The following is a 12,494-nucleotide window of genomic DNA, read 5'->3' as shown; positions in this document are numbered from 1 at the left end:
GGAATTTACACCCTGGGCCGCAAGGTGTCGATGCCCCACTGCGCAGGATTCAAGCTTCCTCGCGAGGGTTATCTTCTTTTGATGGTCTTCGGCTACCAGCGGTTGCTACCACCTAGCGGGGGGGCTCGATCCCGAATTTTTTGAGATCGCGATTGGCCTTCATCAAATCAAACAGCCGGGGAAGGTCAGTCAACGCATTGGGGCTTTCGCGCTCACGTCGTTCGATGATCCAACTGCGACGTTCCGGGTCCTCAATCTGCTCCTCTTCGGCGATGCACATCAGACGGTTGGCCGTCCGTCGGTTTTACCGAACCCAGTTCAGGAAGGATCATATTCATCCTGCTGCTGTCTTGCCTGCCTCTCCATTTTAACCCGCTCGCGCTCGTCCTCTTCTGCTTGCGCTCCATGCGTTCCCAGTTTCGAATTTCCAGCCAGCCACTCAAAACCGGGATCAGCGACAGCAAATAGACGAGCAGGAAAATATTGAGGAGCCAACTTGCGGCTGTTTCACCCATGTAGGCTTCGATTAGACCACGCAGCCAAAAGGCGATGGCGATCAGAATGCCGCCGCCCACAGATGTGAAAATGGCTTCCCGCAAGTCTTTCCGATTGAGGATCATCGCTCTACTCTCAGCCCTAGACCCGCTCAGCGCAGGGGCTAGCTCATGAGCCAGCCGAAACAGATTATCCCTGCCAAAAGCACGAACGGCCACGCACCCATTCATCGAGCTTGTCCCACAGTCAGCCCGCCGCGGCGATCACAAGTAACGCCAGCAGCAGGCGTGGACGAGGTACCGGGCAGGCGTCGATATGATCGGGCTCGGCACAAGTGAAGCTTCCATTGTCATACCGGCAGCCCGCGTAGTCCCAGTAAGTTTGAAGTTTCCGGCAGGAGCGCGACCTTTCGAGGCTTTGCCTTCATCCTGGACTAGGACGCGGTGTCATGCTTCTCCACGTAGCTCCGCGCAACCCGGTCAGAGATACCCTGACGTAAGGAGCCAATCAAAAATGGGCGGTGTATTGCCCGACGCGACAGCTTGATCCAAACCCGCGTAACGAATTTCTTCGTCGATCTCATCGAGGAATGACAGGGATTCCACGACTGCACAGACGGCGCGGATCAAAGCGTCAGCGTCTTTGTGTAGTTTAGGAAGGTTGAAGGGGGCCAGCCTTGCTGCCTTCTTCCGCAGCGGTCGTGGGGGATGTGAGCGGCGTCCTAGATCAGTGATACCAGCCTCCGCTGGGCGTCACTGTCGCCATCGATGTACCTTGCGTGGTCTGGATCGAGCGATGCCAGCCAACAACTGAACATCGCGCAAGGAGCCACCGGCTTTATGTACAAGCCGGGCCGCACGCGTGATGAATGTTCGGCGGCCCGAATGCGAGGAGCAGCCGTCAAGACCGATAGCTCGGTAGGCGCGGCTAAACCAGATGACGATGTTACGCGCTTTCATCTTGCCGCCCCGCTCCGAAAGCACGACGGGCTGTGAAGGTTCGGATTTCCCTCGGAGCGGGGAGAGCGCCTCTCGAAGGGCTGCATGGAGAGGGAATTCGGCCATGGCCCTTCTTTGCAGCGCCCTCCAAGGCTGGGCTAATGGCACCGTTCGGATCGAGAACCATCTCCCACGTGAGGTTCGCAATCTCAGCGGCTCGAAGGCCAGCTTTCACAGAGAGCAAGACGATCACGCGGTCTCGAAGCGGATACCGAGTCGTTTCGGCAAACAGAAGAAGATTGTCGATCTGGTCAGCAGCTAAAATCTTCGCCTGCTTGCCCGGCATAAAGCGCACGCTTTTGAATCTTCAGGCGATTCTATTTACAAAGCATGGCCGCGCAAGCACGATTTACTGGAGCAAATCAGAGCAGCCATGTGACGTGGCACCCGGCTGTCGGTCCCAAAATGGCGGCCCCAAGCCAGACCCTGAAGCGCATCGGTGGGGCCGTCCACATCATCAGCTCCGCCGATCACCCATTGCTTTCCCCCCGAACACGCGCCAATCTCATCCCTGACTCCAGTCTCGCCCGGAGGAACAAGCCGGGCAGGTCAGCTTCTGCAAAAGAAGGGAGCGTTCGCCGTGGAAATTCTTTTCCGATTCATGCTCACCCGGCCGGCGGTAGCTCAGAGCGAAGACGCTCCTAGCATTTTACTGGCGCAAGAATCTCCTTTCCAAGCAGCGCTCAAAGCGGCCGAGACAAGTCGTAATCGCCGGGAGGCCTACAAGGTCGCCGCACGTGACTTCGTTAAATCATCAGCTTTTATTGGTGATCCGAAACTCTTCTCTATCGCCAAAGAATTGAAGGCGCTCGCAACTGCATTCGACACGTTAGAAAAGAAAGAGGCGGTGACGAATTCGGAAGCGACCCAAGCCGTTGATGACGCTTTCGGAGCACGCCCGGACACTCTCGCGCTACGAGGGTCGCTCAATCAGCCGATCTCTTCTTTGAAGGATAGTTTGATTGCGATCAAACTTCTTCCTGAAGAGCATGAAAGGCCCATTGAACAGCTCTCGCGCCAGCTTCGCGACTTAGAAACAATTCTTCAAATTTCCAAAGTCGACGACTTTCCCGCAAAAGGGGCTGTGCTCTGGCGGTATCGGCGTCGATCGTTTCGCCTTCCAGATATCTTGCTTCCTCCTTCCGCGCTGTCCAACTCCGAGCAAGAGAAAGAGGAGCAGAAAAGACGTGAAGAAGAAGAGAAGAAAAGACGAGAGAACGCTCAAAAGAAATTCGATCTCTATAAGCACCTGGGAACAACAGTCGAGGTCTTAAAGAGGCTCGGAACCGTCCGAGACAATATCCAATCAACGCCGCAACGACCGGCTGTGGGATTCATGGTCGCCCCTCAGTGGCGACCGGTGCAGGTTTTTTCAACCGAAATGGGTCAGCGCCAGCACCTCTCGCAGCTGAATCTCTTGCGCACTGAGCTCAACATCAGGAATGAGTCTGGCGCTGCGGGAGCAACTGGAACTCCAACTCCCGCGACGAGAACAATTCCGAATGTCGAACTCGGCCCCAAAGTTGAAGGGAGCGCTTTTCCGGCGCTAAAACTGCAAAACGGAACAGGCGAATTCACACCCCTCTTGCCTGGTGAGGCAAGCTTTCGGCTGAAACCAGCGGTCGAACTTCAAATGCCCGAAGCCTCTCGCGCGTCGTTAAAAGAACGAGGGCTTGCGGTTTCCGAGCGCCCACTTGATCAAATTGTAGAGTCTCTTCGAAGCGAGCAGACAGCGTTAGCGAAGGAACTTGAATCTCTTTTTGGCAGGCCAACGCGGACAAGCCTCAAGCGAATCGGAAACACGCTCGTCAAAGTTGCGACTCCTCTTGCGTCAGACTGGACGACTCTGGTCTTAGGCTCTGGCGTTGGAACACTGACCGGGCCGCCCTTGCCCTTAGATCCCCGGGTCCCTCACTCCCACGGCAAAGTGGCTCCTTCGGGAATGGCCGATCTCTTGATCATCAAACAGCAGCTGATCAAATATGAAGCGGCGGATGTGGCTCACATCGAATCCATCTTAAAAGGCGAGAAAAAGGATCGCGAGCACTCGCGCCGCCGAGAGACCGAAGAGGTCACATTCCGCGAAAGCGAGACCACCACGACCGAAGAACGCGAGCTCGAATCGACTAACCGCTTCGAGATGTCCCGCGAGACGGAAAACACTTTGAGAGAGGACGCCTCCCTTAAAGCAGGCCTCACTCTGTCAGGAAGGTACGGGCCCACGGTTGATTTTTCCGCGAGTGCAGAGGGGTCTCTCGATCGCACCAAGGAAGAGGCGACGAAAACCGCGGCGAAATTTTCGCAAGAAGTAACGGAGCGCAGTTCCAGAAAAATCACGGAGCGCGTTCTTCAGCGAGCCTCGCTCCGGGTCACCAACGAAGTCATCGAAAAGAACCTGCACACTTTGGATAACACCGACGGCCCCGCGAACATCAGCGGCGTTTACCAATGGGTTAACAAAGTCTACGAAGCGCAAATGTTTAACTATGGCTTGCGCACGATGTTTGACTTCACGGTGCCAGAGCCCGGTGCTTTCTTGATCGCGGCCCTTGAGAAAAGCCATGCCCACGCCATGGAGCTCGAAAGGCCGTTGCCTTTCACTCTTCGACCTAATGAGATCGACGAAATTAATTATCACACTTACGTGTCGCTCTACCGTGCAACGGATGTCACGCCTCCGCCGGATGAGTACAAAACGAAATCATTTGATTTCAAGGCGGGCGGCGGAGACGACAGCACGGATTACGATCATTCCGGCCAAATCGTCATCGACGAAGGATACCAAGCCGTTCATGGCAGTGTCGGCAAAGTAGCGAACATCTGGGAAGACGCCGCCACGGTCGACGTGGTTCTCGGGAAGCGGACACACCGTTTTCCCAAGGGCGATTGGATGTGGAGCACGGACTTGGATCTGGAGACAGATTCGATTCCGTTTGCTCTAAACACGTACAAGATCAGTCATGTGGCAATTGCCGGTGAAGTGAAATGCCAACGCACCGAGCGCGCGATGAGAAAGTGGAGGCATGAAACTCACGCGAAGCTCACCCAAGCCTACAAGGTGCTTCAGGCCGACTACGAGGAGAAACTGGCGAACCTCGAAATGCAGGTAGGTGTTGCGATCAAAGGAAAAAGCCCAGCGCTCAATCTGCAGTTAATGAAGGATGAACTGCGAAAGAACTGCGTGGCAATTCTCACTGATCAGCACTTTGAACGATTTGGTGCGGTGGCGACAGGGTCCCACGGACTTCCGGAATCGGACCTTTACGAGAACGAGGCCGAAGGACCGTACGTGCGCTTCATCGAGCAGGCGTTCGAATGGGAGCATATGACATGGGTCACGTATCCGTATTTCTGGGGACGTAAAAGCCAGTGGGAGTCCAAAGTCTCTTATGAAGAAAATGATCCCGAGTTCAACCAGTTCTTAAAGGCCGGATATTGCCGGGTCGTAGTTCCCGCGCGTCCCGGATTTGAGGGCGCTATCGATCACTTTATGCATTTTGGCGAGCCGTGGAAGGGAAAGGGACTGCCGCCGATCTCGTCTCCACTCTATCTTCCGATCGCCGACGAAATCGCCGAACGATTGGCGAGACCAGGAGAAGAGGTTCCGCAAGGGGATCCGTGGCTCGTCCGTGTCCCGACAACACTCGTGCATCTCCGCGCCGACGACAGGCTTCCCGTTTGGATCAAGAACGCCGCGGGAGAGTGGGTTCCGGAATAAATGGCTGCACATCCTTTTGTGTTGGCAGGACCGATCGTGCGCAAAGCGACGCGCGAAATCGTCTGGTTTTGGGTGGCGTGCAGTAAAGAGATCAAAGGGTCTCAGGCTCGCGTTGTTCCCTACAACAACGACGGGTCGATCGCTACAAGGCTTGTCGACAAAGCCTTCAAGGAAATTATTTTAAGGATCAGCGACGAATACCGAATGAGGATCGGCGAGAATATCTGGATTGTCCTTTGCTCGGCCGTGCCGAAATCGGGATTGTTTCCGACGGATTTGATCTTGGGCTATGACTTAATCCTGAACACCGAAGAAAACGGTGAACCGAAAACGACGAAGATCAGTGATCTGAAACTCAGAATCAATTATCCCCCGTTTGATTTGCCGACGTTCATTATCGGTGAAAAGAAAAACTCGACGCTTGCGACCGGATCGTGTCGCCGCCCTGGGGCGCACGGCGAAGATGCTCACAATGTCTTTGATGAATTCATGGCCACGAACGCCGCGGATCCCGAGAAAAGGCCCTCAAGTCTTCTTCTCAGCGGCGACCAAATTTACGGCGACGATGTGGCTGTTCCGCTCTTTAAGGCGGTTCAGAAAATCGCGAAAAACGTCTTTGGCTATGTCGAAAAAATTCCGAAAGCAGACGGGTCGGGCTACACGTCAGTTGATTACTTTACCCACGAGAACCCCAAGTGGACGGAAGAGCCCGGCGCAGGTCGCGGATCGAAATGGGCTCCCGGCCCCGAGGAGCTTTGGTCGGGTCGTAAGCAGTTAAGCCATAGGATCACGAGTCCAATCGGATTCAGCACAGAAGATGGAGAAGCTCATCTTCTCTCATTTGCGGAGTATGCTTCGATGTATTTAGCAGTGTGGAGCCCCGAGCTTTGCAAGCTCTATGGGGTCGACGACGGCTCGGTCCCGAATTTGGAGGATTTCCCGACGGCTGTGCAGTCCAGCCGCCGAGTCATGGCAAATATCGCGGTCTACATGCTCTGCGATGATCATGAAGTCACGGACGACTGGAACCTCGATGAACCCTGGGAGACGGCGACAAAGGCGAGCCCGCTTGCGACAAGAATCATCTCGAACGGTTTGGCAGCCTACTGGGCTTTTCAGGCGTGGGGAAACGAGCCCGGCAAATTCAACAAGGACTTTCGCGACACTCTCTTCAAGCATTTCGAGAGACTTCGAACAGGCAAGGGGATGCCGGGCCCGACGTCGTACTTTTACGACAAACAGCTAATGAACTTTCATTGGACCTTTACGGCAGCGTCGAACCCGAAGGCAATTTGCGTCGACACGCGGACTCGGCGCGAATACCGGAGGGGTGAGTCGGTCGTGTTGAGCGGAAAAAAAGTGTGGCCAGCGATCAAAGAAGAGATGGATCAACAGGGTTTGCCTAGAGCCGGGCTGCTGCTTTTGGTTTTGCCGACGCCGTTTTTACCCCATCGAAGCATGCTCTATATCCAAAGTAAGCTCTTTAAATATCCCTCGGATCGCTATGAAGGGGATTACGAGCTTTACGCTAACAACACGGTTCAACGCTCGGAACTCATGGACTGGCTTAAGAATGAAACCAATCTCAAGGCGCTAGTTGTTTTTTCGGGTGACGTTCACCATGGCTCTGTGGTGACCGGACGCTACGCCTGGGGCGCCGATATGAATGAAATGATGAAGGGCAACGCTCAGTTCGTCATTCGTCTTGTGCAGGTCACAAGCAGCCCGATCAAGAATATTAAGAAGGATGCTTACATGGATAAGAAGTGGTACACGTTCTGGACGGACCCCGGAAACATCGGCGAATCGATCATTCCGTCGTGGGAACAACAGTACGCGATCCGTTCTCAAGGTGTCATCGCCATGCATGCTTCCGTTCGTGATCTCAAAGGACCACTCGGCCGGAAAACCTATGTTTTTGAAAACCACTTTTGCGTTGTCAAAATGCCGCTGAAGGCTGACGATCCGTCCGACATCATGTTCGTTGGGGTGAAAGACGGGAGGTTGAGAACAGCGAACATCACTGTCGATACGGACAATGACGCTACGAAATTCCGATTCATCAAGGGGTTCCCTCCGCCGAATTGAGTGAGCTGGTGGCGTGGGTCGGGGCTTGCAACAGATGGAGATGCACCTCATCGCCGATCCGGCGGATCGCGTTCACAACACGAGGCTCAACTGTTCTTGAAACAAATGTTCATGCGGATGCCAGGGGCCATCGGGCCAAGCGGCGGTGTGTTTCATGCCGCGCAATCTCAACGTCTCATCCGGCAGCGGCGCGCTGGAGCGCCTTCGCCTCGCCCCACGGCGCGCCTTCAGACGTCGAGCTCCTCACCCGAAATTAAGGTCACCGGCATCGCCTTCGGGTGGATCGGCTCGACGATGGCACTGGCGATAGTCAGCAGAACGTTCGGCTAGTCGGTTTTAACGCGCCCGAAACCGGAGACCGGGCTCTATGCGACGCAGAGCGCCACAAGGGCGATGCTGCAGTACGGCGACTTCGCGAATTGGTCAGCAGCGGTAGCCCGGCATTTCAGCAAATTGCATGCTCTTGTAAGTCTGGGACGGAAGGCACCAATGCGTGCAATTTCGGGCGTCGCTGCGGAGCGCTCCAAGTCAACGGCGTGGATGTGGGAGCTAATTAATCTCGGAAGGTCTAGCAGTTCGCTTCGTATGTGGCGCAACGAGCTGTCCAAAGCTGCCACGTCCTTGGTGCTGATGCAGGTTGTGTAAGATCACGACACGTCGCCCGCGCTACCAACGTCAGAGGTCGAAAGTCAGTTTGTGGCGCCAAATGGCATCTATCTCGATGAGCCCTATAAACAAATCGATCTCTCCGCCCATTACACCGGTATCGGAGAAGATGCTGACTGCGTGGCGCTTCAGGCGCGCTACAAGGACTGTGCAATCTCGATAAAGCGGGTCGCAGCATTGCTGAATCCGTAGGCGCTACGGTGCAATTGAAGATTGAGCACGGATATTGCCGACATAATCCGGAGTGGGCGTATCTGAGTTTGGTCGGTGGCGACAGACCCACGTCGCCGATTGATTGAGACTATTACATTCCGCACATCCAGAAACTCTTGAAGGCGCCATCCCTTGAACTTTCGCGGTTAATCTGGCGAACGATCACATCACTTCCTGTCGAGTCCAATTATTGGAAGGCTGCCTATCGTCGTAACTTGTCGGGGGTACGCATACTGCGGCCTCGCGTCTGGTGCATGAGCTTCGGGCTACCAAATGGGTTCCACAAGGCAATGGCGCGTTTGTTCGTCCGGGAGCGGCATCGCGCGAATTGTTGCCGGAAGGGTTTCCTTTTGACTCGGGTAATAAGGGCCTAAGTGCAATCGAATTTGGCTACGACGCATACTGCCGAACAGCGGAGGAAGATAGAATGGACGGCATAGCCAAGAGAGCAGGTTTTGCCGATGCAGCCGAGCTGGAGCGCGCGAGGCGTTTCGCCGCCCTTCCTGTGGAAGAGCAGGAAAAGTTTTTCGTTGAACGTGAGAACGCCGCGAAGGCGGCTATTCCGGATCGAGACCTTGCTAATCCCCAGCGACGCGCTCGGAATGTCGCCGAACAGGCTGAGAACGCTGCTGATAAGGAGAGCGAGATACGGAGCCGGTCAATATCCATCGGTCGGGAGGAAAAGAAAGTGGAGGCGGAGCAGTATTTGCGGAACCACTATCGGAATGCTGACGGCGAGATGACATGCCAGATATGCAAAGGTCCGTTACCGTTCAAGCTGGAGGACGGGGCCAAATTCTTTGAGGTGGTCGAGTTCCTTCCCGATCTGAGAAAGCGCCACTTCCAGAACTATCTCGCGCTTTGCCCCAATCATTCGGCGATGTACCGACACGCGAACGGATCCAGGGAAGTTATCTGTGAGATGGTCCAGAATCTCACGGGTAACGAGCTTGAGGTAACTCTCGGGCAAAAAGATAGGACGATATATCTCAGCAAGCATCACGTCATAGACATCAAGGCCGTTCTCGCGGCAGAAGCTCAAATTCCGCCGGAGGTTGAGGACGAGAATGCTGCGTGAGGCCCTCAATGTATCGCGACCAATACAAAAGGGATAGCGCCATCAAGATCGCACGGAGTTACAGCGATGTTCCTAGAGCAACTTAGTGACGAACAGCTCGATGCCTTCGAGTCGAACTATCGGAAGGCGAAGAAGACGGAGGGTGGAAAGTATTCACGCAGCGAAATCTTACTAGAGAGGCTGCGACGGAAACCGTCAGTGTTTGGTACCCGCCAGGTCGCCGCAAAGATCAGCGAATTGGCGCAACATCCGAGGATGGATTGTGCACCTATGGTCAAATCTGGTCTGAGTTTCGACCGAACACTCCCTGGGAGGGGCACAAGACGCTCGCAGTCGTAGCGTCAAGCCTGGGGCGTGTGGTGCATTATTGCGTCACGAACAATCTGCCGATTCTCACGACGCTCGTTGTCCAGACCGGCACGAGGCGTCTCTCGCATGAGGCCGTTCAAAATTTCTACAATGAGTGCCGAGAGTTGGGGGTTAGCGTAGGTCCCGATCCGGAAGTGTTTGTAAGAACGCAAGCAGAATTGACGCGGCACTTGGCCTTGCATGATCTTCCAGCCGCGTACTGATCGGGTTGCGCACCGTACCTCTCGAAGCAGGGCTCTCGCCGTCGTTGAGAAATTGCGAGACGGATGATGGGCGCGCTTGCTTTGCCGAGCGCAATGGTTAACCGGTCCGCGAAGCGGTCCGCTACAAAAATGGCTGTTCTGCCAAGTACTTGATCTCATTGGTGGGCCCGGCAGGACTCGAACCTGCAACCAGACCGTTATGAGCGGTGCGGCTAGCGTTACCCTCGCATAGGGCAGCTTTTTCTTCAGCGGTTCGGCCAAAAGGCGCCTTTTGCGCGCGAAATGCACCAAACTCGTTGCCCTCAGCCCTAACCGCAATCGGGTCGAGAAGCGTCTCGGCCGCTAGGCGGCGTCAGATCCGGCCGGATAACCGTGTGAATGCGGTCAGCCTCTGCACAGTTGGCTCGACGTTCTGCATGTAAATCTCGGTCCGGAGGAACGCGATCTCATCGTCGAGCGCGGTCTCATCGACGTCCCTGAACCAGGATTTCGGCTGCCGTCGCTGCCGTCATTCCAGCGATAACCCTGCGTTTCAACGAGTCCTTGAGCTCGAAAGCGGTCTGCTCCGCCCAGATTCGCATCGTCGGCCTGCGGGCGATTTCAAGCAGGAGCACAAGGGCGGATGAGGCCTTCGTCGGCAATTCGAACGCGAGCACCTCCAGCAAGGCGTGGCAATCGTCGACCGGCCGGTGCGCCTGATGGAAGTAGCCGGCTCCGTTCAGGAGATAGCCAAGCTGCAAGCCCGCGAAGCCATATTTGCGCCAGTCGATCTCGTTCATGCTGCGGCCCCAGGCCTTGTGCTCGAACAAGGGCCAGTAGCGTTCGGCGAACTTTCGGACCGGATGTTCCACTTTCTGCGACACAGCTAATCACATGGCAACGCTATAGCGGACCATTCCAAGCGTGTACCCTCGCGGACGTACCATGTGATGGAGTGCAATGTGCGACGGATCTTGGCCATCGACTACGATGCAATCATGCAGGGAAATCTCCGACGCGTTTTCGGAGAACGAGATCTATCCCGCAGAATCCAGGCGATCCGCGAGCTTTACGATAAGGATGCTGTGCTTCATGAGCCTCAAGATTCGGTGCAAGGTCATGAAGCGATTTCGCAAGCGGTGACAGAACTATTTGAGCGACTGCCGTCAGGTTTCGTTTTCAAGCCGATCCGACCGGCGCTCGGTCACAACGGTCTTGGTCGACTCCAGTGGTGGTCGGGGCCACCGGAAGGTCCCGCCGCCGTAACCGGCATTGATGTTGCCCATATCGAAGATAACGTAATCCGATCACTGCATGTGTTCCTCGATCAACCGGGCTCAGAGCAATGAAATCAATCTCGGCCCCGATCAGGATTGGATACTGTCTGTCGCTTACCGGGCCCGTATCCGGAAACAGCAGATCCGCCCAGCTTACGCACGACATCTGGCGAGACCAAGTGAACATCCGCGGCGGTCTTCTTGGACGTCCGGTCGAGTTGGTGCGCTACGACGATCAGGGGGACGGGTCGCGCGTGGCGTCGCTATACGCGCGCCTTATCGAGGATGATCGTGTGGATCTCGTGATGGGCGGATACGGGACCAACACCAACCTTGCCGCTCTGCCGGAAATAACCGCGCGGCGGCGCTTTTTTGTAGGGCTTATGGCGCTTGGTGCCAACATCGAGCTGCAATACTCTGACTACTTCGCGATGATTCCAACAGGTCCGGACCCCAACGCGTCGCTCACTGAAGGGTTCTTCGAAACTGCTTCGCTACAAAATCCTCGTCCTACCACTGTTGCGTTGCTCTCCGCGGATGCAGTCTTCTCGCGCAATCCGATCCTCGGTGCAAAGGCAAATGCAACAAAGTACAAGTTCGAAATCGTTCATGAGGCGACTTACCCGTTAACGACCACTGACTTCGCACCCTTTCTTGACGCCGCCGCACGAAGCGAATGCGACCTTCTCTTTCTGTGCTCGTATCTTCAGGATTCGGTCGACCTCCTTCGATCTCTCGACAGGCATTCGTTCCGGCCAAAGATGGTTGGAGCAAGCATGATTGGTCCTCAGAACGCTGGAGTCCGGAGCCAGCTCGGGCCGCTTTTGAACGGGATCGTGAACTACGAATATTGGGTGCCGGCACCCTCATTGGCGTTCGAGGGCGTAGATAAGCTCCTGAAAACCTACAGCTCGCGGGCAGCAGGGTCAGCCGTTGATCCGCTTGGACATTATATGGCACCGCTCGCGTACTCGCAGATGCAAGTTATCGAACAAGCTATCGAAGGTACGCGCAGCCTTAACGACAGTGCACTCTCAGAGTTCACACGCAACACAGAGTTCTCGACGGTGATGGGCAAAATCAAATTCGGTGTCCGTGGCGAGTGGGCGCACCCACGTGTGCTGCAGCTGCAATTCCAAAATGTCGACGGTTCCGATGTGGAGCAGTACAGGGATGGCTCGCGGCAGGTTGTCGTCGCTCCACGGGAGCTGGCATCAGGGCAACTGATATATCCTTTCGAGAACGCTCGGGAGGCGAAAAAGTCGGACCTTCGCGCGAAGTCACCTTAGACCGGTAGTTGACAGAGGCGGATGCCGGTCGGTGGCGTTCCGCCTCTTTCCACTGCAGGCCCCGCTATGTTCAGTCGCGACCGCGTACAGGGTGCGCCAACACCGCATCTATCCGGATGAC

8 protein-coding genes and 2 pseudogenes are annotated in these 12,494 nt (G+C 55.5%); 5 read left to right on the top strand and 5 right to left on the bottom strand.

Annotated features, from left to right (window positions below):
• Window positions 1–112: 112 nt before the first annotated feature.
• The 3 genes from NLM15_RS34040 to NLM15_RS44140 all read right to left on the bottom strand — a co-directional run bounded on the left by NLM15_RS34040 (window position 113) and on the right by NLM15_RS44140 (window position 1,779).
• Window positions 113–280, bottom strand: coding sequence for a hypothetical protein (locus NLM15_RS34040; RefSeq protein ID WP_254122260.1), 168 nt, complete (start codon window positions 278–280; stop codon window positions 113–115).
• Window positions 252–620, bottom strand: a complete 369-nt coding sequence (locus tag NLM15_RS34035) for a hypothetical protein (RefSeq protein WP_254122258.1) — start codon at window positions 618–620, stop codon at window positions 252–254. The genes NLM15_RS34040 and NLM15_RS34035 overlap by 29 nt, the downstream gene beginning before the upstream one ends.
• 820 nt (window positions 621–1,440) lie before the next feature.
• Complete coding sequence (locus tag NLM15_RS44140) at window positions 1,441–1,779, bottom strand: tyrosine-type recombinase/integrase (protein ID WP_375166948.1); 339 nt, start codon at window positions 1,777–1,779, stop codon at window positions 1,441–1,443.
• Between the two features lie 294 nt (window positions 1,780–2,073).
• Here NLM15_RS44140 and NLM15_RS34030 point away from each other — a divergent pair, with 294 nt between their 5' ends.
• On the top strand, window positions 2,074–5,211 hold the full coding sequence (locus tag NLM15_RS34030) for a hypothetical protein (RefSeq protein ID WP_254122256.1): 3,138 nt from the start codon (window positions 2,074–2,076) through the stop codon (window positions 5,209–5,211).
• Window positions 5,212–7,299, top strand: coding sequence for a hypothetical protein (locus tag NLM15_RS34025; RefSeq protein WP_254122254.1), 2,088 nt, complete (start codon window positions 5,212–5,214; stop codon window positions 7,297–7,299).
• Window positions 7,300–7,371: 72 nt separating this feature from the next.
• Here the strand turns inward: NLM15_RS34025 and NLM15_RS34020 are convergent.
• Window positions 7,372–7,616, bottom strand: a pseudogene (locus NLM15_RS34020) (hypothetical protein); the annotation flags it as partial.
• A gap of 989 nt (window positions 7,617–8,605) precedes the next feature.
• Here NLM15_RS34020 and NLM15_RS34015 point away from each other — a divergent pair.
• A complete protein-coding gene (locus NLM15_RS34015) occupies window positions 8,606–9,256 on the top strand; it encodes a hypothetical protein (protein WP_254122252.1) in 651 nt (216 codons plus the stop codon).
• 924 nt (window positions 9,257–10,180) lie between these two features.
• Here the strand turns inward: NLM15_RS34015 and NLM15_RS34010 are convergent.
• Window positions 10,181–10,664, bottom strand: a pseudogene (locus NLM15_RS34010) (3'-5' exonuclease); the annotation flags it as partial.
• 117 nt (window positions 10,665–10,781) lie between these two features.
• Between NLM15_RS34010 and NLM15_RS34005 the strand changes: the two are divergent.
• Window positions 10,782–11,156 carry a nuclear transport factor 2 family protein gene (locus tag NLM15_RS34005; protein WP_254122250.1) on the top strand — a complete coding sequence of 125 codons (375 nt, stop codon included), beginning with the start codon at window positions 10,782–10,784 and terminating at the stop codon, window positions 11,154–11,156.
• Window positions 11,153–12,373, top strand: coding sequence for an amino acid ABC transporter substrate-binding protein (locus NLM15_RS34000; RefSeq protein WP_254122247.1), 1,221 nt, complete (start codon window positions 11,153–11,155; stop codon window positions 12,371–12,373). Before NLM15_RS34005 ends, NLM15_RS34000 begins: the two co-directional genes overlap by 4 nt.
• The last annotated feature ends 121 nt before the right edge of the window (window positions 12,374–12,494 follow it).

This window comes from Bradyrhizobium sp. CCGB20, from assembly GCF_024199855.1.
Lineage (GTDB): Bacteria > Pseudomonadota > Alphaproteobacteria > Rhizobiales > Xanthobacteraceae > Bradyrhizobium.
This window is presented reverse-complemented; position numbering and strand designations above follow the sequence as displayed.

What these genes read in the sequence shown, in the direction of transcription:
- NLM15_RS34035 (WP_254122258.1), bottom strand. Translation starts at nt 620, where the DNA reads ATGATCCTCAATCGGAAAGACTTGCGGGAAGCCATTTTCACATCTGTG.
- NLM15_RS34025 (WP_254122254.1), top strand. Translation starts at nt 5,212, where the DNA reads ATGGCTGCACATCCTTTTGTGTTGGCAGGACCGATCGTGCGCAAAGCG.
- NLM15_RS34000 (WP_254122247.1), top strand. Translation starts at nt 11,153, where the DNA reads ATGAAATCAATCTCGGCCCCGATCAGGATTGGATACTGTCTGTCGCTT.
- NLM15_RS44140 (WP_375166948.1), bottom strand. Translation starts at nt 1,779, where the DNA reads ATGCCGGGCAAGCAGGCGAAGATTTTAGCTGCTGACCAGATCGACAAT.
- NLM15_RS34015 (WP_254122252.1), top strand. Translation starts at nt 8,606, where the DNA reads ATGGACGGCATAGCCAAGAGAGCAGGTTTTGCCGATGCAGCCGAGCTG.
- NLM15_RS34040 (WP_254122260.1), bottom strand. Translation starts at nt 280, where the DNA reads ATGTGCATCGCCGAAGAGGAGCAGATTGAGGACCCGGAACGTCGCAGT.